This is a genomic window from Cellvibrio sp. PSBB006 (assembly GCF_002162135.1).
Classification (GTDB): domain Bacteria; phylum Pseudomonadota; class Gammaproteobacteria; order Pseudomonadales; family Cellvibrionaceae; genus Cellvibrio.
Genome location: NZ_CP021382.1, coordinates 3,721,689 through 3,743,530, shown reverse-complemented (window position 1 = coordinate 3,743,530; position 21,842 = coordinate 3,721,689). Strand labels below are relative to the sequence as shown.

20 protein-coding genes are annotated in these 21,842 nt (G+C 53.2%); 16 read left to right on the top strand and 4 right to left on the bottom strand.

The window, feature by feature from the left end:
- Positions 1-371 precede the first annotated feature (371 nt).
- From CBR65_RS15570 to ppk1, 12 genes are all read left to right on the top strand, one after another.
- Complete coding sequence (locus tag CBR65_RS15570) at positions 372-3,134, top strand: PD40 domain-containing protein (RefSeq protein WP_157672102.1); 2,763 nt, start codon at positions 372-374, stop codon at positions 3,132-3,134.
- A gap of 4 nt (positions 3,135-3,138) precedes the next feature.
- Positions 3,139-3,939 carry an SH3 domain-containing protein gene (locus CBR65_RS15565; protein WP_087467709.1) on the top strand — a complete coding sequence of 267 codons (801 nt, stop codon included), beginning with the start codon at positions 3,139-3,141 and terminating at the stop codon, positions 3,937-3,939.
- A complete protein-coding gene (locus tag CBR65_RS15560; RefSeq protein ID WP_087467708.1) occupies positions 3,909-4,583 on the top strand; it encodes an outer membrane beta-barrel domain-containing protein in 675 nt (224 codons plus the stop codon). The genes CBR65_RS15565 and CBR65_RS15560 overlap by 31 nt, the downstream gene beginning before the upstream one ends.
- An 18-nt stretch (positions 4,584-4,601) precedes the next feature.
- Positions 4,602-5,084 (top strand): TlpA disulfide reductase family protein, encoded by a 483-nt coding sequence (locus CBR65_RS15555; RefSeq protein ID WP_087467707.1) that lies wholly within the window; start codon positions 4,602-4,604, stop codon positions 5,082-5,084.
- A complete protein-coding gene (locus tag CBR65_RS15550) occupies positions 5,081-5,320 on the top strand; it encodes a DUF4266 domain-containing protein (RefSeq protein WP_087467706.1) in 240 nt (79 codons plus the stop codon). Before CBR65_RS15555 ends, CBR65_RS15550 begins: the two co-directional genes overlap by 4 nt.
- A complete protein-coding gene (locus CBR65_RS15545; RefSeq protein WP_232461218.1) occupies positions 5,307-6,506 on the top strand; it encodes a DUF3570 domain-containing protein in 1,200 nt (399 codons plus the stop codon). Before CBR65_RS15550 ends, CBR65_RS15545 begins: the two co-directional genes overlap by 14 nt.
- Positions 6,507-6,554: 48 nt before the next feature.
- On the top strand, positions 6,555-7,040 hold the full coding sequence (locus CBR65_RS15540; RefSeq protein ID WP_087467705.1) for a hypothetical protein: 486 nt from the start codon (positions 6,555-6,557) through the stop codon (positions 7,038-7,040).
- Positions 7,037-7,348, top strand: coding sequence for a hypothetical protein (locus CBR65_RS15535; protein ID WP_157672101.1), 312 nt, complete (start codon positions 7,037-7,039; stop codon positions 7,346-7,348). Before CBR65_RS15540 ends, CBR65_RS15535 begins: the two co-directional genes overlap by 4 nt.
- 214 nt (positions 7,349-7,562) lie before the next feature.
- Positions 7,563-8,549, top strand: coding sequence for a YbaY family lipoprotein (locus CBR65_RS15530; RefSeq protein ID WP_087467703.1), 987 nt, complete (start codon positions 7,563-7,565; stop codon positions 8,547-8,549).
- A gap of 93 nt (positions 8,550-8,642) precedes the next feature.
- On the top strand, positions 8,643-8,954 hold the full coding sequence (locus tag CBR65_RS15525) for a DUF4156 domain-containing protein (RefSeq protein ID WP_087467702.1): 312 nt from the start codon (positions 8,643-8,645) through the stop codon (positions 8,952-8,954).
- A gap of 252 nt (positions 8,955-9,206) precedes the next feature.
- A complete protein-coding gene (locus tag CBR65_RS15520) occupies positions 9,207-10,940 on the top strand; it encodes an RICIN domain-containing protein (protein WP_087467701.1) in 1,734 nt (577 codons plus the stop codon).
- A 200-nt stretch (positions 10,941-11,140) separates the two neighbouring features.
- Entirely contained in the window at positions 11,141-13,210 is a 2,070-nt protein-coding gene (gene ppk1, locus CBR65_RS15515) for a polyphosphate kinase 1 (protein WP_232461217.1), read from the top strand.
- A 26-nt stretch (positions 13,211-13,236) separates the two neighbouring features.
- Here ppk1 and CBR65_RS15510 read toward each other — a convergent pair whose 3' ends face one another.
- The 4 genes from CBR65_RS15510 to CBR65_RS15495 all read right to left on the bottom strand — a co-directional run bounded on the left by CBR65_RS15510 (position 13,237) and on the right by CBR65_RS15495 (position 16,187).
- The gene (locus CBR65_RS15510; RefSeq protein WP_087467700.1) at positions 13,237-14,748 is read right to left on the bottom strand and encodes a Ppx/GppA phosphatase family protein; all 1,512 of its coding nucleotides are present in this window, start codon (positions 14,746-14,748) and stop codon (positions 13,237-13,239) included.
- Positions 14,749-14,931: 183 nt separating this feature from the next.
- On the bottom strand, positions 14,932-15,441 hold the full coding sequence (gene secB / locus CBR65_RS15505) for a protein-export chaperone SecB (RefSeq protein ID WP_087467699.1): 510 nt from the start codon (positions 15,439-15,441) through the stop codon (positions 14,932-14,934).
- A 62-nt stretch (positions 15,442-15,503) separates the two neighbouring features.
- Positions 15,504-15,758, bottom strand: a complete 255-nt coding sequence (grxC, locus tag CBR65_RS15500) for a glutaredoxin 3 (protein WP_087467698.1) — start codon at positions 15,756-15,758, stop codon at positions 15,504-15,506.
- Positions 15,759-15,776: 18 nt separating this feature from the next.
- Positions 15,777-16,187 carry a rhodanese-like domain-containing protein gene (locus tag CBR65_RS15495; RefSeq protein ID WP_087467697.1) on the bottom strand — a complete coding sequence of 137 codons (411 nt, stop codon included), beginning with the start codon at positions 16,185-16,187 and terminating at the stop codon, positions 15,777-15,779.
- Positions 16,188-16,594: 407 nt separating this feature from the next.
- On the opposite strand from CBR65_RS15495, the gene gpmI reads away from it, so the two are divergent.
- The 4 genes from gpmI to CBR65_RS15475 all read left to right on the top strand — a co-directional run bounded on the left by gpmI (position 16,595) and on the right by CBR65_RS15475 (position 21,812).
- On the top strand, positions 16,595-18,142 hold the full coding sequence (gene gpmI / locus CBR65_RS15490; RefSeq protein ID WP_087467696.1) for a 2,3-bisphosphoglycerate-independent phosphoglycerate mutase: 1,548 nt from the start codon (positions 16,595-16,597) through the stop codon (positions 18,140-18,142).
- A gap of 90 nt (positions 18,143-18,232) precedes the next feature.
- Entirely contained in the window at positions 18,233-19,390 is a 1,158-nt protein-coding gene (locus CBR65_RS15485) for a murein hydrolase activator EnvC (protein ID WP_087467695.1), read from the top strand.
- 168 nt (positions 19,391-19,558) lie between these two features.
- The gene (locus CBR65_RS15480; protein WP_087467694.1) at positions 19,559-20,953 is read left to right on the top strand and encodes a S41 family peptidase; all 1,395 of its coding nucleotides are present in this window, start codon (positions 19,559-19,561) and stop codon (positions 20,951-20,953) included.
- Between the two features lie 7 nt (positions 20,954-20,960).
- Positions 20,961-21,812 carry a divergent polysaccharide deacetylase family protein gene (locus CBR65_RS15475; protein ID WP_232461216.1) on the top strand — a complete coding sequence of 284 codons (852 nt, stop codon included), beginning with the start codon at positions 20,961-20,963 and terminating at the stop codon, positions 21,810-21,812.
- The last annotated feature ends 30 nt before the right edge of the window (positions 21,813-21,842 follow it).

Sequence of the window (21,842 nt, the reverse complement as noted above, 5' to 3'; positions counted from 1 at the left end):
TATGTCGCCGAACGGTATAAACCTGTGGCTCGCTTGCATCCACATTGTCGACCGGTTCACAGATTCGTTAATACGCGCCACCCTCAGCGCTGCTCCGCCATCGACGAAACAGCCAGATGCATAGAATTCAGCTATTTTTAGAAGCCAGCTTGTTAGAAGCCTGTTCGCAGGTATTTGGCAATGGATGCGAAAGCGTGACCAGATCGAGAGATTGGCGCCAAGGCTTAACTGAGAATGTGGCTCCCGTGCGGCGATATCCCATTCAGGCGCCAGCGTCCACCGGACATCGGCCGGCAATAACGACTTGCGGCAATTGACTGCCATGATTGAGCTATCATCCCCAACCCGTTTCTTGTGCAGGGCAAAACGCCATGATCCACCATCTCCGTTCATCGCTCATACACAGCTCGCCTCTGTGGCTTGTCTGCTTGTTGGTCACCGCCTGTGGCGGCGGAGGTGGCGGCAGTGAGGGCGGCGGCCAAAGTCCGGACCCGGTCACGCTCGATTTGCCGGTTGCGTTTATTGATCGCCCCTTGCCGACCGATGAAGACGATCCGGAAACCTTGCTGCCACTGGATATTCTCGACCCGGCCGCCTTTAACCCCGGCGCTGAAATTTTTGTAAAACCTCGTGCTACGGCGCTGGCCGCCGCAGAAAACATCACCCACGAGGCCTTTATCGCCACCGATGAGTTCGATCCCGAAGCACCCAATTACGATGCAAAAGACCTGAGCATCCACCCCGACGGCGACCGTTTATTGTTCGCTCTGCGCGCGCCGGAGATTCCCAACGCCGATGATGACGAACAGCCCAAGTGGGATATCTGGGAATACCATCTCGTGGATAAAGTGCTGCGCCGGGTCATTACCTCCAACATCATTGCCGAAGCCGGTCATGACGTCAGCCCACGCTACCTGCCGGACGACCGCATCGTGTTCAGTTCCACCCGCCAGACCCGCAGTCGTGGCATGTTGCTGGATGACAACAAGCCCCAGTACACCGCCCAGGAAGAAGGTAACGATGGGCCCGCCTTTGTCCTGCATGTGATGGATAATGATGGCACCAACATTCAGCAGATCACCTACAACCAGAGCCACGACCTGCAACCCACAGTGCTGGATAACGGGCGCATCCTGTTTGTCCGCTGGGACCAGGCCGGGCGCAATAACCTGAGCCTTTATACCGTCAACCCGGACGGTACCGATCTGCAATATCACTATGGCTTTAACAGCCTCAACACCACCCCCCGCGATGAATCCCTGACCTTGTTCCGCCCGCAGGAGATGTCCGACCGTCGTATAGCCGCCATCTTTAAGCGTCGCAGCGAATTCCTCGGCGGTGACATGGTGGTGATTGATACGGAGAATTTTGTTGAAAACGAAGTGCCCATCAACGGCAGCGGCGGCGAAGCGCAAGAGCGGATTTACCATCTGGACATCATTACCGATGACGAGCGCTCACGTAATGGCGTGTTCAGCTCTCTACACCCGCTGTTCGACGGCACCAATCGCCTGCTGGTGAGCTGGAGCCAATGCCGGATGCAAGTGATCGACACCGGGCGGCTGGTGCCCTGCACCGACGAGTGGTGGGAAAATGAAGAAACTGAAATCGCACCGCCGTTGTTCGGCATCTGGATTTACAACATGGCTGACGACACCCAGCAACCGGTGGTGCTCGGCGAAGAAGGGCGGATGTTCACCGAGGCGGTTATCCTGGAACCGCGCGCGGCACAAACCTATATCGCGCCCACCACAACAAACTCCGATCTGGGCACCCTGCATATTCCCAGCGTGTACGACGGTAATCTCGCTGATGTTAACCCCGACACCCTGAACCTCGGCACACTGGCCAACCCCGCACAAACGGCTGCCGCTGACAGGCCGGCACGCTTTCTGCGCATCGTCAAGGCCGTGTCCATAGCCGATGACGACGTGCTTGATGAACAGGAAGACACGGTGTACGGCAATCGCTTCAATCAGAATACCGGCCTGCGCGAGATCATCGGTTATACCCCGGTAGAGCCGGACGGCTCGGTGCTGGTGCAGGTGCCTGCGGATATCGCCTTTACCATTGAAGTGCTTGATGGCGAAGGTCGGCGCATCAGCAACAACGCCACCTACTGGATGCAGTTGCGCCCCGGCGAGCGCCGCGAATGCAATGGCTGCCTCAACACCAGCGCCACTCAACCGGTGAGCCGCGCGGATATCGTGCCGGACTCCATCAACCCCGGCGCCGCTGGCGGTGTGGCGTTTCCGGGCACACAGCGCTTTGATCAGTTCGGTACACCGGAAACACCGCAGCCCGGCGAAACCATGGCCGAGTTTGCAGCGCGCACCTATTTCGCAGCGCCTGGGCCGCAGGTCGGCGACCCGGATGTCTATGTCGCCGGCGAATTGCGTGAGCCCACCGTGGATCTCCTCTTTGTCGATGAGTGGACCGATCCCGCACTGGCACCCGGCCGCCCGCGCGACGATGCTTTTGCCTACCGTTACCTGGATCTGGTGCCCGGCGACTCGGAGCAATCCACGCTCAAGGCACCGCTCAAGAACAAAGGTTGCATGGACAACTGGAACAGCACCTGCCGCATCGTGATCAATTACGAAAACCATATCCAGCATTTGTGGGAGCGCGAGCGCACATCAGCTAACGTTGTTGATGAGCTGGGCAACCTCCGTCCCTTTAACTGCATCGGTTGTCACGCTGGCAGCACAACCATTGCCGATGTCACCAACGAGAATCTGACTGGCGCCATTCAACTCAACCTGACGCGCGCACCACGCCAGAATACCGAGATGGTCTCCTATTTCGAGTTATTGAATGCACGCCCAGGCCGGGAAGTGGACGAGGTGGGTAACGTCGTCACCGTGCCGGAATTTTTGCTGGATGCCGAAGGCCTACCGTTGGTAGACGAAGAGGGCAACCCGATTCCCGACCCGGAATACTTTGAAACCCCGGCCAGCATCGCGCGCGGCAACTCGCGTGGCAGCGGGCGTTTCTTTGATCGCTTCAGAGAGAATGGCAGCCATTCTGGCTTTTTGAACAATAGTGAGTTAAAACTGCTACGGGAGTGGATCGATCTCGGCGCCCGCTATTACCAAAACCCATTTGACTCGGCAGACCCAATTCAAGAATAAAACGATGATAAACGCTGTATCGCTATCCCTTTGGGACTTCTGCTCCGCGTTACACCGCCGCCGCCTCAAAGGCATCGGCGGTTTGTTGTTTCTGTGTGTCGGATTGTGCCTGAGCCCCGGCACCTGGGCTGACGATGATCCGCAAGTTACCGTTAACGATGCCTTCATCAATGTGCACAACGGTCCCGGTCGGGGTTATCCGGTGTTCCATGTTGTGGAGCGCGGTGAAACCATTACGTTACTGAAAAGCCGCACGGACTGGATCAAGATCAAAACCTATCGCGGCAAGACCGGCTGGGTGCGCCGCAGCGACTTGCAGTTCACACTCGGCCCCGATGGCCAACCACCCGAATTCGCCGATTCAAAACAAGAAGATTACCTCACCGACCGCTTTGAGCTGGGTGTGGCTCTGGGGGATTTTGACGGGGCGGATTCATTGACAGGCACACTGGGCTATCGCTTTACCGAGAATCTCACCGCCGAACTGCGGGTGGCGCAAAACACGGGGCAGTTTTCCGACAGCCAGATTCTCGCCGTCGCACTCTTGCATCAGCCCTTTCCCGAATGGCGAATCTCACCCTTTTTCAGCCTCGGCACCGGCGAAATCAAAACCCTGCCGAGCGCCACCCTGGTAGAGCCGGAGGATCGCAAAGACACGCTGATCCAGGCCAGCCTCGGTAGTTATATCCACTTGACCGGCCGCTTTTTCATGCGCGTTGAATACACCAACCACATGATCCTGACCAGCCGCAACGACAATGAAGAGGTCAATGAATGGAAAGTCGGTTTCAACATCTTTTTCTGATACGTACAGCAGCACTGTGCGTGGGATGCCTCTTGTGGGCCGGTGCACCTTTGAGCCTGGCGCAGGGCGCTGATGATGAGGACGAACTGGGCCAGATTATCTCGCCGGATATCGAGCGTCGCACCATCAAGGAAGAAATGATCGACAGTGAGAATTTTGAGTTCGGAGCATTCTACGGTTTGCTGGGCATTGAAGACTTCGGTACCAATGACGTGGTCGGGGTCACCATGGCCTACCACATCACCGAAGATTTTTTTGCCGAGGCAACTTACGGCATGAGTCGTTTGCAAAAAACCAGTTATGAATTGCTCAGCGGCGGTGTGGAGCTGCTCACCGATGAAGAGCGCGATCTCACCTATTACAACCTGTCGCTGGGTTACAACCTGTTTCCCGGCCAGATCCAGATCAGTGATAAATGGGCCTTTAACACGCGCATTTACTTAATCGCCGGTGCCGGCAATACGCAGTTCGCGTCCAAGGATTATTTCACCTATAACTTTGGAGCCGGTCTGCGTTTCTTCGCCACCGACTGGGTATCCTTCGATTTGAGCATGCGCGACCATGTGTTCACCCATGAGTTGTTCGGCGAGAGCAAGGAAACCCATAACCTCGAAGGCCGCATCGGCCTGTCACTCTTTTTCTAAATTCGCAGGAGTCGTTTTATGAAGTTATCTCTGCCCGGTTTAAGTGTTATTTTTCTGCTGGCTTTTGCCACATTCACCCACGCCGCCCCCGCCCCGGACTTCACGCTAAAAAGCGAAAGCGGCGAGAACGTGCGCCTGGCCGAACAGCGCGGCAAGGTGGTGATGCTGAATTTCTGGGCGTCCTGGTGCGGTCCCTGCCGTACCGAAATGCCCTTGCTGGATGACATGTACAAACGCTACAACAAAGCCGGTTTTGAACTCTATGGCGTGAACGTTGAGCAGGACACCGCTGCCGCCAAAAAATTGATTGAAGATCTGGGTGTGAGCCTGCCAGTGCTTTACGACCCCGACAGTAAAGTGAGCAAGCTCTACAAAGTGGACGCTATGCCCACTACCGTGGTAATCGATAAAAAAGGCGAAGTGCGTTTCGTGAATCGCGGTTACAAAGCCGGCGACGAAAATAAATACCGCGACCAGATTCGGGAGCTGATCCGCGAATGACTCCCACAGCACCTAAAGCCATTCGTGCCCTTTTGTTGATCGGCGTATTCAGCTTGTGCGCCTGCGGGCGCATTGAACCCTGGGTCAAACCTTATGAGCGGCAAAACATTGCTGATCCGCTGATGAGTTTTGATCGCGATCCGGTTTCCAGCGGTTATTTGCATCACGTATACGATGCACGGGAAGCAGCACGGGGTGGCGATGGTGGTGCGGGAGGCGGCTGTGGCTGTAATTAACAGCATGCGTATTTACCGGCTTTTATTATGCTTTGCACTGCTTTCATGTGTCAGTAGTGCACGTGCCGATGTCCTGCCCGACGAACGCATCGATATCATGTACCACAGCTACGAAGGCGGCGGCACGCAGATCGATGGCCCCGCGATTCTGGTACGCAAAAACCTAGGCAATTCGGTGTCGATTTCCGGCCAGTATTATGTAGATAGCATCAGCGGCGCCTCCATTGATGTGGTCGCCGCGCGCGGCGCGGACGTGGAATCCGGCGCGAGCCCCTACGCCGAAGAACGCAAGCAAAAAGATTTAGGGCTGGTCTATCTGCACGACCGTACTACATTTAACCTGGGCTATTCCACCAGTAAAGAAAATGATTTCGACTCAACCACCTACAGTTTCAGTGTCAGCCAGACATTCTTTGGCGACCTGACCACCGTCAGCCTCAACACCAGTTTTGGTGATGACATTATCAGCCGTAATGATCGACCGGAATTCGGCGAACGCGATGCAGAACGCCGTCGCTACAGCATTAATGTCTCACAGATTCTTACTAAAAATCTGATTGCTGCACTGAGCGTGGAAAGTGCTGTTGATGAAGGCTACCTTCAAAATCCCTATCGCGTGATGCGTTTTTGCAACGATGGTGATGGCGTAAATTCCGTATGCAGTTCACGCAGCGAAGCAGAAGAAAAATATCCCAATACCCACAATAGCGATGCTTTCGGCGTGCGCGCCATTTATTATTTACCCTATCGCGCCGCCATTCGTGCCGATTACCGGGAGTTCTCCGATAGCTGGGGCATCGAAGCCAGCAACTACGAAGTGCGTTACACCCATCCCTACAAAGAGTGGCTGTTCGAATTAAAATACCGCGCCTACGAACAGACCGAAGCCGACTTCTACAGTGACCTCTTTCCCTACGCCAATTATCAAAACTTTATGGGCCGCGACAAGGAACTCAGCCCTCTCACCACCACCACCTTCGGGCTCGGCGTTACCTACCAATTACCAGCGGGATTTGTCCCTTGGTTTGATAAAAGCACCGTGAATTTGTACTGGGATCGCATCCAGTTCGATTACGAAGATTTCCGCAATGTACTCGCGCGTGAGGAGGGTATGCAGTTTGGCCAGGAGCCTTTATACAACTTCGATGCAGATGTAATCCGACTGTATTGGTCGTTCTGGTATTGATAATTTATCTAGTCAGATTTTAGGCAACAGTACAAGGAGATAAAAACAGTGACGGAGTTAAAGCAATATAAATGCCTGACTGATTTGGAAAAGATCATCTCTGAAATAAAAAAACTACGAGCCAGACCAGCAATCAGAGGAAAGCATCCAACATTATATGAAGATAGAGCGGACGGAAAATACCGTACAGTAATGGGTATCCGCATATGTGATTACAAGTTTAATACTGATGAAACCTGGATTTTGCCAGACTCCCAAATGGGATTGTCATTCTCTTCCTCGTGGGAGAATCTAAAATTTGTACTTGGTATGCAGGCAAAAAGAGCAAAGAAAAAGCCTATCGACGTATTTTGGATTCTTTCCGAAGCAGATATACCAAGCGGCCTTGAATTTATAGAGGATGAAAAGAATAGCGGCCATTATTTTTTGGCAGTAACAAAAACTGAGGGCATGAGTATTGAAGAGCTAACTCGTAAATTGGAGATGGTTTCTTACCGTATGTCTGTCATAAGAAATGGGGGGAAGTGCATATGATTAAATTCTCTCGATATCCTCATATCAATGAACTTTTAATGCACTATGCAGAGCAAGAAAAAAGGGATGATGTTAAAAGCCTATTACAGGATGGTGTAAAAGGCGAGGACGATGCCGAGGTTCTCAGTCGATTTGTATGGCGGGTGGCAGAGCTGATTAATAATGACGAGGAAAATGCCGTTGAAGTCTTGGGTAGTATTGATAACACAGAAATGCTTCCAGATCTGAGTTACGAAATTTCCGCTTACATGAAGACCGTTGGTTACTATTCGGTTTGGCAAAGAGTATCAGATCAAGAAATTCAATAATTGCGTTAAATTGAGAACCGAAACCATGCAGTAGCCAAGAGAGCCAAGATCTACATGCTTAATACTCAAGTGTAAGCATTAAACAGACAGCTCCTTTTATACACGAATTTGCTATCCCTATCCCCTATTTAAGTGAAACGAAGTAAAGTACCTCCAGTCCAAAAACCAAACCCGGACTGTGAGTCGCTTCAAGGCGTTTCAAAAAGGTAACCTCATGAATAACTCAAGGATCAAGGGGCAGCTGCTCGCCACCTTTCTGCTGATCACCGCCGCGCTTGCTGGTTGTACCAATACCATCACCGGCGATATCTATTATCGCGAGCGTATCGCCCTGCCGCCGGATGCGCGCGTCAGCGTGGCGCTTGAGGATGTCAGTCGCGCTGATACGCCAGCCACCACCATCAGCAAGACTGAGTTCACGCCCGAAACCCAGGTGCCTATTCCATTTTCCCTGACGTACAAAACCTCCGATATCAACAACAACCATCGTTATGCGTTACGCGCGCAGATTCGCTCGGCGGACAATCAATTGCTGTGGGCGACGGTGGAGCATTATGGCGTGCTTACGCAGGACAGCCCGAAAGATCGCGTTTCTTTACAGGTTGCGCGCGCTGACCAAACCAGCGTCACCAACCAATCCAGCGACGATGCCCGGCGTCTCGCCTACGAGTGCGACCAGCTGTTGGCGTTGGTGGTGGTCAATGCCAATACGGCGATGATTCATGTCAATGGGGCAGATCTGCAATTGCAGCAGGCACCGGCGGCTTCGGGCGCGCGCTACACCAACGAACGGGCGGAGTTCTGGAGCAAGGGCGACGAAGCGACTATCACACTGGATGGCGAAACCTTTACCAACTGCCGCAATAAACCCGAGCAGTTACCTTGGGCAGAGGCCAAAGCGCGCGGTATCGATTTCCGTGCGACCGGCAACGAGCCGGGCTGGCTGTTAGAGCTGGATGCTGACTTGCAGATTGAGTTCGTGGGCGACTACGGCAACTATCGCGTGATTACTCCGGTACCGGTACCGGATCTGGATTCGGCGCAACGAAGCAGTTACCACGCTGTCACCGAAAGCCATGACCTGTTGCTGACTATCGAAACCAAGCCCTGTCAGGACAGTATGAGTGGTATGCAATTCAGCCAGGAAGTGCGCATTTTGCTGGATGGCAGGGCCTATAACGGGTGCGGCAAGTCGCTTTAAATTGGCTTTTTCGCTGGCAAGCGCTATCGTGTGCAGCGTTTTGACACCGGTATCCAACCGGTAATTACACAACCTATAAGAGGAGGTTTTTGCATGAGAACATTATTACTTGTATTGGCTATCGCCACCCTGAGCAGCGCGTGTACCTGGGTAAAGGTAAGCGATGACGGCACTGGTGTAGCGGTGGCGAATATGGCTAACGTGCGCAACTGCGAGAAACTGCGCAACGTTAACGTCAAGGTAAAAGCCAGCGTGGGTCCCATTGACCGCAACGCCGACAAGGTAGCAACCGAGCTAGCCAACCTGGCGCGCAATGAAGCTGCGAGTTTCGGTGGCGATACGGTCGTCCCGACGTCTGAGATCGAAAACGGCAGCCAAACCTTCGCCGTTTACAAATGTAAGTAATCTATCCTGCCCATGGATGGGCATGCATTTTCCCACTCCCGCACCCGTACTAACCATCACTCATCGCCAATTAAAAACATTTGCACGACAAGGTTCGGCTAAGCCTTCGCTCAACGAACGTTCCCAAAAAATATTTAGCGTTCTATAACCCCCACCCGAACGACGCCCACGCTTTCATCGCCATAGACTTTCCTCACCGCCGACCCGGCGCGTACCTCACTCCCACAATAACGTCTAACTGGAGCAACACTTATGTCTATCCTGGCCCGACTACACCGTTTTTTTGCAAGATCACACCGCCGCTTTTACAGCGCAATCCTGTTAATACTGACGCTCTTTTCAGTCTCAGCCCACAGCCAATATGTGCATACCCAAGGCACCCGCATCCTCGACGGCAATGGCAATGAAATTTATTTCACTGGCATGAACCTGGGGAACTGGTTGCTGTGGGAAGGTTATTTGATGATGGGCGATTTCAACTATAGAACCCATACGCAATTTCTCAATAGCCTCGGCAGCGCGCTGGGCGGCATGGCTAACGCGCGGGAATTTGAACACCAATGGCGCCTGAATTACGTCAATGAACACGCCATTGCTGAATTGGCTGGCTTGGGTTTTAACTCCGTGCGCGTGCCCTTTCACTACAACATGTTCTGGCAAAACGGCCAACTCAGCGATCACGGTTTTCAGTATTTTGATCGGTTGATTGAGTACTGCCGCACCCACGGTATTTATATCCTGCTGGATATGCACGCTGCGCCCGGTTACCAGAATCCCGGCGACCACAGTGACAATATGAACTCCAACTCCAGCCAACCGCGGGATTCCGTGAAATTCTGGGATGGCAACAATATCCAGATCGCCAGCCAGGTGTGGCGCCATATCGCCAACCGCTACAAGAACGAACCCATGATCTGGGGTTATGACTTGATCAACGAACCGGTGCTGCCGCCAGGCCGCGAATATGAGCTGCTGCCGTCGCTGATCCAATTGCGCAACGCGATTCGCTCGGTAGATAACAACCACATCATCGTGGCCGAAGGTGGCTGGTGGGCGTCGCAATTGCAGGTGCTTGACTGGACTGATCCTGCGACGCAAGCAGCTACGGGGGTAACAACTCGCTGGGACAACAACCTCGTCTATGAAACGCATCACTATGTCTTCGGCAATGCCGGCGCGCTGGCTGATATGTACACCCGCGATGACATCACCAATCGGCTGAACATCCCGCTGATCCTCGGCGAGTATGGCGAAGACACCAACGAGATCATTCGCACGGCAACGGATTGGTCGATCAACAACATCGCCGGTCATTTCCCCTGGTCGTTTAAAAAGATGTCCCATGACCGCACGCTCTGGACAGTGCAGCCCAATAACATCTACAACCAGGTGAAAAACTTCATCAACAACGGCGGTACGCCGCCGGCCGGTGCCTATCAGGGCATGCTGGATTTCGCGCGCAACAATATTGCCAACGGCAGCGCTGGCATTCAGTGGCACCAGGGGTTTTACGATGCCGTAAAACACAACGGAGCCACTAACCCTGGCGGTCCTGGAGACGGTGCAATTACCAACGGGATTTACGAGATCATCAATGTGGGTAGCGGCAAGAGCCTGGATGTGCAGGATGTCTCCACCAGCAACGGCGCGAATGTGCAGCTCTGGACCCGCACTGGGGCCAACAATCAGCGCTGGCAAATCACGGCACTGGGGAATAATGAATATCGTATTGAAGCGGTTCACAGCGGGCGGGCGCTGGATGTGGCGAATGTGTCCGCCGAAAATGGCGCGAATATTCATTTATGGAGCTATGGCGGCGGAGCCAACCAACGCTGGCGTATTGAGTCGGTGGGTGATGTTTACCGCATTCTGTCAGTACTGAGCGGGAAATCACTGGATGTGGAAGGCAATTCCACCGCCGATGGCGCCAACATCCAGCAGTGGGATTATTTCGGCGGCGGCAATCAACTCTGGCAGCTTAACTGACCTATCCCAAGCCAGGGACGGCTTCTTTTTTTAGGGCCTGTTCACACCATGATCTGGCGCTGCGTTACGCTTCCTTAACTCTGCTATCTTTAAAATACCCTGCTGTCTTAAAACTGTCACACTCCCGTCATAATCTGAGGCGCAAAAAGCTGCTTCTCATAAAGGCCGTTTGTCGTAAAAGCTACTTATCATAGGGGTACATGGTGTCCAACGCTTTCTTTAATCGCGAACTGAGCTTGCTGGAGTTCAACAAACGCGTGTTGTATCAAGCTTACAACCAATCCCTGCCTTTATTGGAACGCCTGCGTTTTCTGTGCATCTTTTCCACCAACCTCGATGAGTTTTTTGAGGTACGTGTCGGCGGCCTGGTGGAGATGATCGAACTCAACGCACAAACGCCGCCCGGGCCGGATGGTCTCAGCCAGGCCCAAACCCTAGGTGAAATTTCCGAGCGGGCTCACCGCCTGGTTGAAGAGCAGTATCGCATCCTGAATCAGGCCATCCTTCCCGCCATGCGCGAGAATGGCATTCGCGTGTTGCGCCGCGACGAATGGAACAGTCAGCAGGTGAAATACCTGAAAAGTTACTTTGAAACCGATGTGCTGCCGGTGCTCAGCCCCATCGGACTCGACCCGGCGCACCCTTTTCCGCGCATCCTGAATAAAAGCCTGAATTTTATCGTCAAGCTCGATGGCAAAGATGCGTTCGGGCGCAACTCCGGACGCGCGATTGTACAGGTGCCTCGGTCGCTGTCACATATCATCGAGTTACCACCGGAGCTGGCTGGCGAAGGCCGTGAATTTATTTTTCTCTCATCGATCATCCATTATTTTATGGCCGAGATTTTTGTCGGCATGACGGTGATCGATAGCTACCAATTTCGCCTCACGCGCAACTCGGATATTTTTCTCGATGAAGAAGAAACTGAAGACTTGCTGCGCGCGGTGCAAGGTGAACTGGCTTACCGGCAGTACGGCGATGAAGTGCGCCTTGAATTAACCGACACCTGCCCTGCGGAACTGGAACAGTTTTTATTGCATCGCTGCGAAATCAAAGAGCGCGATCTGTACCGTATTAACGGACCGGTAAACCTGAATCGCTTCAGCGATTTATTTGATCTGGTGAAAGACAGCCGCTTTTTCTTTACACCGTTTGTACAGGCGATGCCGAAATTTCCCAAGCGCTCCAACAGCTATTTTGAATCTTTACAAAAGCAGGACATTCTCTTGCACCATCCGTTTGATTCGTTTCAGGGCGTGGTGGATTTTTTGCGCGAAGCCGCCGCTGACCCACATGTACTGGCAATCAAACAAACCTTGTATCGCACCGGCTCCAATTCTCCCGTCGTTGATGCCCTGGTAGCTGCTGCTAAAAACGGCAAGGAAGTCACGGCGATTATCGAATTGCGCGCGCGCTTTGATGAAGAACAAAACGTTGCACTGGCGGAACGCTTGCAGCGTTACGGTATTCACGTGATTTACGGCGTAGTAGGTTACAAAACCCACGCCAAGATGCTATTGGTGGCGCGCCGCGAACAAAACAGCAAGGTTCGTTACTACGTGCATATGGGCACCGGAAACTATCACCCCAAAACCAGCATGATCTACACCGACTATGGTTTGATGACCAGCGACAAGGAAATCGGTGATGATGTATATCGCATCTTTTTGCAGCTCAGCAGTATGGGTAAAGCGTCCAAGATGGACGCGTTGATGTACGCCCCCTTTACGTTACACAAGGGATTGGTCAGACGCATTCGCACCGAACGGGAAAATGCCGAGCAGGGAAAACCGGGTCGTATCATCGCCAAGATGAATTCACTTTACGACGAAGAATTGGTTAACGAACTTTATGCCGCCTCGCAGGCCGGTGTACAGATTGATTTGATTGTGCGCGGCATCTGTCAATTGCGGCCTGGTGTCGAAGGCCTGTCAGAAAATATTCGGGTGCGCTCCATCATCGGACGTTTCCTGGAACACAGCCGCGTATTTTATTTCGAAAACGGTGGCAACCCTGAATTGCTCTGCTCCAGCGCAGACTGGATGAGTCGCAACATGTTTCATCGCGTGGAAACCTGTTTTCCCATCAAGAGTAAAAAAATCCGCGACCGCATTATCGAAGATTTAACATTGTATCTCGCGGACAACACCCACGCCTGGATACTACAGGAAAATGGCAATTACGTTATCACCGAACCACAGGAAGGCGAGGATCTCGTTGACGTGCAGGCCATACTGCTGGACCGCTGGACTACACCCGTTATCAAATAGCCAGTCATTAAATAACAGCGTCTCGGCTAATCGCCATTCGCGATGACATCCAGAAGATAACCAATTTCTTCGAGATGTTGAGCTTCGCTTTCGAGATCAGCGTGCGTCAGCGTGTTGGCTTCAAGCCAGACAGAAGGCAGGGTAAGTTTTAATTTGTGATTATTGGCACGGAGTTTAATTGGCAGGCGACCTTCTTTTTTGCGGCCGCGGTGAAAGATAATCGCCAAACGCAACAGGATCGCCACCTGTAACAACGCCGTATTTTCCAATGGAAATTGTTTGATCGGAAAACGTTTGCGGTGCGCCAACACCAGCGCTGCCAATTGCTTTTGCTCCGCGCGCGAGCAGCCGGCCATATCAACGTGCTCAACAATATAAGCACTGTGTTTGTGGTAATCGCTGTGCGCGATATCCAAACCGACAGGATAAAGTCGCGCAGACCAGCGCAGAAGTTTACCGGCTTCATCGACATTCAGCCCCCAGGTATCACTTACCTGATCCAGCAACATCAGCGCAGTCTTTTCGATGCGCTCGGCTTTCTCCAGATTCACATGAAAACGTTTGGCCAAGGCATCCACGCTGGCCTGACGAATATCGTGATCTTCCAGACGGCCTTTCAGGTCATAGAGTAAACCTTCACGCAGCGCCCAATCTGCTGCGGTCATCTGATCCAGCTGCAGACTTTCAAAGAGCGCGCTCAACACAATCACGCCGCCGAGGAAAACCGCCTGGCGATCATCAGATAAACCGGTGATCTTTAAATCAGTGTTGCCGTGCTGGCGATACATCTGCACGATGATATCGAGGCTTGTTTTTTTGATGGTGCCATCGCTCCAGCCCATGCTCTGGCACACCTTAGCCACCGCCTTGATGGTACCGGACGCACCGAGCACTTCCTGCCAGCCTTGCTCGACAAACAGATCATTCACCGGCTCCAATTCCTGCAAACAGGCAATGCGCGCTTTCTTGATGGCTTTGTCGGTCACTTTACCGTCAAAGAAAAATTGTTTGGCGATGGCAACGCAACCCATACTCAAACTTTCTTTCAACAGGGGCGCCATGCCCTGACCCAAAATAATTTCGGTGCTACCGCCGCCGATATCAACCACCATGCGTTTACCTTCGCCGGGCGCAATGCAATGCGCTACACCCAGGTAAACCAGACGCGCTTCTTCATCGCCGGAGATAATCTCCACCGGATGCCCCAGGCGAGCTTGTGCTTCCTGGAGAAATTGACGCGAATCGGTAATGCTGCGCAGGGTTTTGGTGCCGACGATACGGACACTGCGCGAGGGATATTCACGCAGGCATTCACCGAAGCGCTCAAGGCATGCCATGGCTTTTTCGCGCGCGTCTTCACTCAAACTGCCATCGGCCTGCAACCCCCAACCGAGCCGTACGGGCTCGCGCAGGCGATCGAGCAGAATCAACTGATCGTTGTCCCAGCGGGCGATAATCATGTGAAAACTGTTGGAGCCAAGATCAATGGCAGCGATGTGACTGGCGTGAGCGGTTTCTTTACGGGAGAGATTGAACATGACATCGACACCGGATTGCAGTGGTAGATCATGTACCGCCAATCCTCTACGCAGAGCCTCCACGCAGGGCATTGAATTACAGCGGCAGATTTTCGATCAACAAAAAACCTTGTTCATCGTTGAAGCGCATTGTCGAAAAGTGTAGCACGCAGGCAGCATTTCACTGCCTGCGACAACAACAAATCAATTGGCCGTCGCGGCAGTTTCTTTCGATGACTCGGCTTGTTGCTTGGCCTGGACAACGGCTTGCGCAAACACCGCATCAAAATTGATTGGCGCCAGCATTAACGGCGGGAAGGTGCCGCGATTCAAAATACTGTCGATCGCCTCGCGCGCATAAGGGAACAGAATTTGCGGACAAGCAGTGTTGATCACCTGGCTCAACTGAATACCTTCAAAACCGGAGATGGCAAAGATACCGGCCTGCTTCACTTCCACCAGAAAAACGGTGCGACCTTCGATCTTGGCGGTGATGGTCAGCAGCAGCACAACTTCGTGAGTGCCTTCATCCAGTTGATTAACCTGTACGTTCAAATCCTGCTGGATGTTTGGCTTGAATTGTTTGGTAAACGCTTCAACACCCATGGGGGTCTCAAAGGAAATATCCTTGAGGAAAATACGCTGAATGGCAAAATTCGGACCGTCGGCCTGCTCGTGATTATTAAGTTCTTGTGAATTATTTTCTTCGGACATAATGCACTCTATTAATTACTGTTACTGAAAGATAAAGCCGGAAGTGACTACAGCGACAAAGATTATTTTGCCAATAACTCATCCAGCTTGCCGTTTTTATCCAGCGCCCACAAATCGGTAAACCCGCCGACATGCACATCACCAATCCAGATTTGCGGCACCGTGCGCTGTTTACTTTTTTCCATCATTTCCTGCCACAAATGAGGCTCACGATCGACGCGAATTTCTTCTGCGGCTACGCCTTTTTGCGCCAATAATTTTTTGGCGTTATTGCAATAGGGACATACTGCTGTGGTGTACATCAAAACCCGCGCCATGGTGACCTCCCGTGCCAACTACTTTTTTACCAGCGGCAGATTCTGCGCTTGCCACTCCGCAATACCACCGGAGAGGCGACGCACGACAAAGCCCTGCTTTTCCAGCGTACGCCCGACACTACCGGCGTGCTGACCCAGCTTGTCGGCAACGATGATGATCTTGCTTTTGTGGCTTTCCAGTTTATCCAGCTCAGCGGCAACCTTGCTGAATGGAATATTGATGGCACCGACAATGTGGCCCGCTTTGAATTCTGCATTGTCGCGAACATCGAGCAGAACAGCAGAATCCTTGTTGAGCAATTGGGTGACTTCATGCACGGAGATGGGACGACCACTCTTGATGCGCTCACGCCAGGCGTAGATATAAATCAAAACCACCAGCGTACTAACCAACAGCCATTCTTGACTGATAAATACAAAGAAATTCACAGGTTACAGATTCCTTTAGCAATGAGCCGCAACAGGTCGCATCACCTTGTCATCATCGCTGACAGCGATAAGCCTGCGCTGAATGTGGAGGCAGGCAGGTGGATATCAAGGCGATAAACGCGCTATTTGTTACAGATAAATTTTTTCAAACGGACCCGGACACCAAATCCCGGTAACATGGACCGCAGCTAACACGATGACCCGAATATCCGTTATGGGGCGCAAAGAAGGGCGGCAGTATACACCATGCACCGGGTATTTCTCAGTCATTGTCATAGTGTTCACTGGTTTAACCGGTTAGAATATGCCGCACTCGCCGATGGACAGCAGGGATGAAAAATCATCCTGATGTCGGCAAATTCCTGAATATTTCCCCCACCTCTGGATTGTAGAAGCGACGACTGAGTATGACCGCGACCAAAAAACCTCTCGTATTGATTATCCTCGACGGCTTTGGCCATTCGGAAAACACCGAACACAACGCCATTTACGCGGCAAATACGCCGGTATGGGACAAGGTCTGGGCCAACAACCCCAAGAGCCTCATCGCCACCTCGGGCCTTGAAGTCGGCCTGCCGGAAGGCCAGATGGGCAACAGCGAAGTGGGCCATATGACACTGGGTGCCGGGCGCGTGGTTTACCAGAGTCTCACCCGCATCAACAAAGCCATCAGCGACGGCGATTTTTTTACCAATCCGGTGTACGTCGAAGCCATCGACGCTGCGGTCGCCAGTGACAAAGCCGTACACATCCTCGGCCTTCTGTCAGACGGCGGTGTGCACGCCCACCAGGACCATATCTACGCCATGATCAGGTTGGCAGCCCAGCGCGGCGCCAAACATATTTACCTGCACGCCTTCCTCGATGGCCGCGACACAGCGCCACGCAGCGCCGAAGCATCACTGCAACAAGCTGAAGACCTGTTCCGTGAACTGGGCGTAGGCAAGGTTGCTTCCATCGTCGGCCGCTACTTCGCCCTCGATCGTGACAATCGCTGGGATCGCGTAAAAGCAGCCTATGACGTAATGGTAACTGGCGCTGCCGAGTTTGATGCGCTGACCGCAGTCGAAGGACTCAAAGCAGCTTACGCGCGCGATGAGAACGATGAATTTGTGAAAGCCACCATCATTTGCGGTGAAGATGAAGAAGCCGGCACTATCCAGGATGGCGACTCAGTGATCTTTATGAACTTCCGCCCCGACCGTGCCCGCGAGATTACCCGCGCCCTGATTGAGCCTGAGTTCGATGGTTTTGAGCGCGAGTTAGCGCCGAAGATCGCGCACTTTGTCCAAACCACCGAATATGCCTCTGACATCAAGGCACCCATTGCTTTTCCGCCGGAAGATCTCACCAATTCCTTCGGTGAATACCTGTCCAACCAAGGCAAAACCCAGTTGCGCATCGCTGAAACGGAAAAGTACGCACACGTGACTTTCTTCTTTAACAGCGGCACAGAAACCGTTTACCCCGGCGAAGATCGTATCCTCGTGCCGTCGCCCAAAGTGGCGACTTATGATCTGCAACCGGAGATGAGCGCGCCGGAAGTCACTGACAAACTGGTGGCTGCGATTGAGTCCGGCAAGTACGACGCCATCATCTGTAACTACGCCAACGGCGATATGGTTGGCCACTCCGGCATCTTTGAAGCGGCGGTGAAAGCGGTGGAAGCGCTGGATATTTGCCTGGGTCGCGTGCTGGGCGCGCTGGAAAAAGTGGGCGGAGAGGCCTTGGTTACCGCCGACCACGGCAACGTGGAGGAGATGTTCGATGCAGAGTCGGGCCAGGTCAGCACACAGCATTCCACCTTGCCGGTGCCTTTTGTGTACTGTGGCAAACGTCAGGTGAATATCGCCGATGGCGGCTCTCTGGCGGACGTGGCACCGACCATGTTGCACTTGATGGGAATGCCGCAACCCGCCGAGATGACCGGGCGCAACCTTATCACCGTAAAATAATGCGTTGCGTGAAAGACTGTTAATAAAAACAACTGCTATGCCATCCGGGCCGCTCTGCGGTCCGGGAATCTCTCCGCAGGAACTGGTTCCATGAGCAGGTATTCATCAATCTCCATCCTCTTCAATTTACGCGTTTACGCCGTCACGCTCCTGTGTTTACTGGCTTCCGTCAGTGTCGCTGACCAACAGGAAGACATGAAGGTACTGCAGGAAAATATCCAGCAATTGCAGAAGGAACTGAAATCTATTCAAGGTGAACGCAGCGAACTGCAAAAAAACCTGCAAAAGTCCGAAACGGAAGTCGGCGAGCTATTGAAGAGGATCGAGCAAATCAATCGCAACCTGAAGGATCAAAACAATCAGCTCAAGGAATTGCAACAGGAGCGCGAAACCCTGCAGGGCGCCAAACGTTCGCAGCAGGCAGAGGTCGCAAAGCAAGTTGCTTCTGCGTATCAACTCGGCCAGCAAAGCCAGATCAAATTGCTACTCAACCAGGAATCGCCGGAACGCGTGAGCCGCATGCTCAAGTATCACCAATATTTTCTCGCGGCGCGCGCTGAAAAACTGGCCGCTTACATGGCCACCCTGGAACAACTGGACGAGCTGGAACCGCGCATTGCTGCCAAGACCCTGGCACTGGGTGACAGCCAAAAAGCATTACAAGCGCGCCATACCGAATTGAAACAGCGCCAGAAAGATCGCCAGCAAGCCCTGGCGAAAATCAACAGCACCCTGAAAAACAAAGATCAGGAGTTGCGCCAACTGGAAGAAGACCGCGAGCGTCTGCAAGCCTTGTTGCAACAAGTTACTCACACTGTTGGCTCCGTGCCCTTGCCCACCGGGAATGAAAAATTCAGCAGTCGTAAAGGCCGCCTGCCCTGGCCTACCGACGGTAAGGTAATCCATCGTTTCGGCAGCCCGCGAGTGAGCGGCCAGATGCAATGGAGCGGATTGATGATTCGCGCAACCGAAGGCAAACCCGTGGTTGCCGTACATCACGGCCGCGTTGTCTTTGCCGATTACTTTCGCGGACATGGTTTGTTACTGATTGTCGATCATGGTGAGGGTTATTTAAGCCTTTATGCACACAACCAAAGCCTGTTCAAAACCACAGGCGATTGGGTGCGCGCCGGCGATGCCATCGCCAGTGTGGGCAATAGTGGCGGCCAGGCTGAAACCGGCCTGTATTTCGAGATCCGCCAAAACGGCAAACCTACCAACCCGGCCACCTGGTTGGCGCGGGCTTGACTGATTCTGCAGCCATTTATGCCAATCGGGCCGGTTTTTTTGCTGATTGAACGTTATATAACGCAAAGTGTGCGCCTGCTGCTGGCCAGCAGCAGCAACTTGTTTTAGATTGACCCTCTTTTTACCCGATACATAAGAATGCGGAGCTGAATACCGCAGGAGATTCCGATGTTCTACGCTCACCGCAAATGCTCATTCGTGTTGCTGGCTTTGGTCAGCCTGGCGTTACCGATCCAGGCCGAGGAGGCAAAAGCACCCAAGCAGGATGAGGGTTTGTTGCCCCTGGAAGACCTACGCACCTTCACCCGCGTTTATGACCATATTCGCAGCGGTTATGTGGAAGAAGTCAGCGACGCCAAATTACTGGAATATGCCATCAAAGGCATGATTGCCGAGCTGGACCCGCACTCCAGTTATCTCGACAAAAAAGCGTTTGAAGACTTGCAGGAAAACACCACGGGTGAGTTTGGTGGCGTGGGCGTTGAAGTGGGTATGGAAAACGGTTTTATCAAAGTGATCGCGCCCATCGACGACACGCCCGCACAAAAAGCCGGCATCGAGGCCGGTGATCTGATCATTCGCCTGGATGACAAACCGGTTAAAGGCATGAACCAGAACGATGCCATCCAGATGATGCGCGGCCCCAAGGGCAGCAAACTCAAGATGACCATTGTGCGCAAGGGTGTAGAACAGCCGTTCGATGTCGAGATTGTGCGTGACATCATCCGCACCCAGAGCGTGCGTACCCGCCTGCTGGAAAACGATTATCTCTATGTGCGTATCGCTCAATTCCAGCTCAACAGCGGCAAGGATATGACGCGCAAGATCCGCGATCATCAGGAAAAAAATCCGGAATTGCGCGGGATCGTGCTGGATTTGCGCAATAACCCCGGCGGTGTGCTGCAATCCTCCGTCGAAGTCGCAGATGCCTTCCTCGACAGCGGCCTGGTGGTATACACCGAAGGGCGGCTGGAAAATAGTGATGTAAATTACCATGCGACCCCTGGTGATATTGCCAAGGGCTTGCCCATGGTGGTGCTCATCAATGATGGCTCTGCCTCTGCTTCAGAAATTGTGGCGGGCGCCTTGCAGGATCATAAGCGCGCCGTGTTGTTGGGCACGCGCAGCTTCGGCAAGGGCTCCGTTCAATCCATCATCACCATCAACGAAGACCGTGCGGTGAAACTCACCACCGCGCTGTATTTCACCCCCAGCGGCCGCTCTATCCAGGCCCAGGGTATCGAGCCCGATGTCATTGTTGAGCGCGCCCAGGTCACCGCGCTCAAACCTGCCGGTAATACCACAGAAGCCGATCTTGCCGGCCACCTGAGCAATACCCGCGGTGGCGACGAGAGCACCAGTCAAAAACGTGAGAAAGATCGCCTTGCCACCCAGGAGCTGCTGACCAAGGACAACCAGCTCCACGAAGCCCTGAACCTGCTTAAGGGTTTGCATATCTTCCGCCAACAGCAGTCCATCATGCTCCACGCCGCGCTGGACGCTGAAGTTGAAGCAGAGCCCACTGCAGACACACCGACGTTGACTACCGATCCCCAGGATTGATACCGGAGTGAGCTGGCGATTAAGTATCGCTATCCTGCTGTGGTGCTTTGTCCAGCCCGCTTTTGCTGCCCGGCTCGCCATCATCATTGACGATATTGGCTACAACGGACCCCTCGGCAGACGCGCCGCCGATCTGGATGGCGCGTTCACCCTCGCCGTCTTACCCTTCACACCCCATACCCGGGAACTCGCCCAGCGCGCTCATGAGCAAGGCAAAGAAATTATCCTGCATGCTCCCATGAGCAATACCCGGCATATGCCGCTGGGCAAGGGGGGGCTGGAGAGCGGCATGGATTATGATGAATTCATGATCACCCTTCGCGCCGATCTGGCTGACGTTCCTCACCTCGCGGGGGTGAATAACCACATGGGCAGCCAACTTACCCAGGAACCGGAACCTATGGGATGGGTGATGGATGAACTGGTTCGTCGCAACCTCTATTTTGTTGACAGTCGAACCAGCGCCGCCAGTCAGGCGCTGGCAGTCGCAGAAGCTTATGGCGTTCCATCGTTAAAGCGGGATGTATTCCTCGACAACATCCGCACCCGGGAACATATTAGTGAGCAGCTATTGAAAGCCATACAACTGGCCAAACGGCGGGGCAGTGCGGTAGCCATCGGCCACCCTTACCCGCAAACACTGAGTGTGCTGGAACACGCACCCAGGTTATTGGCAGCCCATGGCGTCGAACTGGTTTTTGCGTCGGATTTAATGAGAGAAGCATCACAGCTTATAGCGAAAACAGGAACCTCCTGCCTGGCGCCACCTCCAAAATTGTGGAAACGGCCATCCGCCCAATCAGAACCTGTAACCATCCACAGCCTGCTCGAAGGTGTCGTGGAATTTGGTTATCAGTAGTAAGAGATGACAGATCAACTCGATATATCC

Coding starts and splice junctions, on each gene's coding strand:
- CBR65_RS15570 (WP_157672102.1), top strand. CDS start 372: ATGATCCACCATCTCCGTTCATCGCTCATACACAGCTCGCCTCTGTGG.
- CBR65_RS15565 (WP_087467709.1), top strand. CDS start 3,139: ATGATAAACGCTGTATCGCTATCCCTTTGGGACTTCTGCTCCGCGTTA.
- CBR65_RS15560 (WP_087467708.1), top strand. CDS start 3,909: ATGGAAAGTCGGTTTCAACATCTTTTTCTGATACGTACAGCAGCACTG.
- CBR65_RS15555 (WP_087467707.1), top strand. CDS start 4,602: ATGAAGTTATCTCTGCCCGGTTTAAGTGTTATTTTTCTGCTGGCTTTT.
- CBR65_RS15550 (WP_087467706.1), top strand. CDS start 5,081: ATGACTCCCACAGCACCTAAAGCCATTCGTGCCCTTTTGTTGATCGGC.
- CBR65_RS15535 (WP_157672101.1), top strand. CDS start 7,037: ATGATTAAATTCTCTCGATATCCTCATATCAATGAACTTTTAATGCAC.
- CBR65_RS15530 (WP_087467703.1), top strand. CDS start 7,563: ATGAATAACTCAAGGATCAAGGGGCAGCTGCTCGCCACCTTTCTGCTG.
- CBR65_RS15525 (WP_087467702.1), top strand. CDS start 8,643: ATGAGAACATTATTACTTGTATTGGCTATCGCCACCCTGAGCAGCGCG.
- CBR65_RS15520 (WP_087467701.1), top strand. CDS start 9,207: ATGTCTATCCTGGCCCGACTACACCGTTTTTTTGCAAGATCACACCGC.
- ppk1 (WP_232461217.1), top strand. CDS start 11,141: ATGGTGTCCAACGCTTTCTTTAATCGCGAACTGAGCTTGCTGGAGTTC.
- CBR65_RS15510 (WP_087467700.1), bottom strand. CDS start 14,748: ATGTTCAATCTCTCCCGTAAAGAAACCGCTCACGCCAGTCACATCGCT.
- secB (WP_087467699.1), bottom strand. CDS start 15,441: ATGTCCGAAGAAAATAATTCACAAGAACTTAATAATCACGAGCAGGCC.
- grxC (WP_087467698.1), bottom strand. CDS start 15,758: ATGGCGCGGGTTTTGATGTACACCACAGCAGTATGTCCCTATTGCAAT.
- gpmI (WP_087467696.1), top strand. CDS start 16,595: ATGACCGCGACCAAAAAACCTCTCGTATTGATTATCCTCGACGGCTTT.
- CBR65_RS15485 (WP_087467695.1), top strand. CDS start 18,233: ATGAGCAGGTATTCATCAATCTCCATCCTCTTCAATTTACGCGTTTAC.
- CBR65_RS15480 (WP_087467694.1), top strand. CDS start 19,559: ATGTTCTACGCTCACCGCAAATGCTCATTCGTGTTGCTGGCTTTGGTC.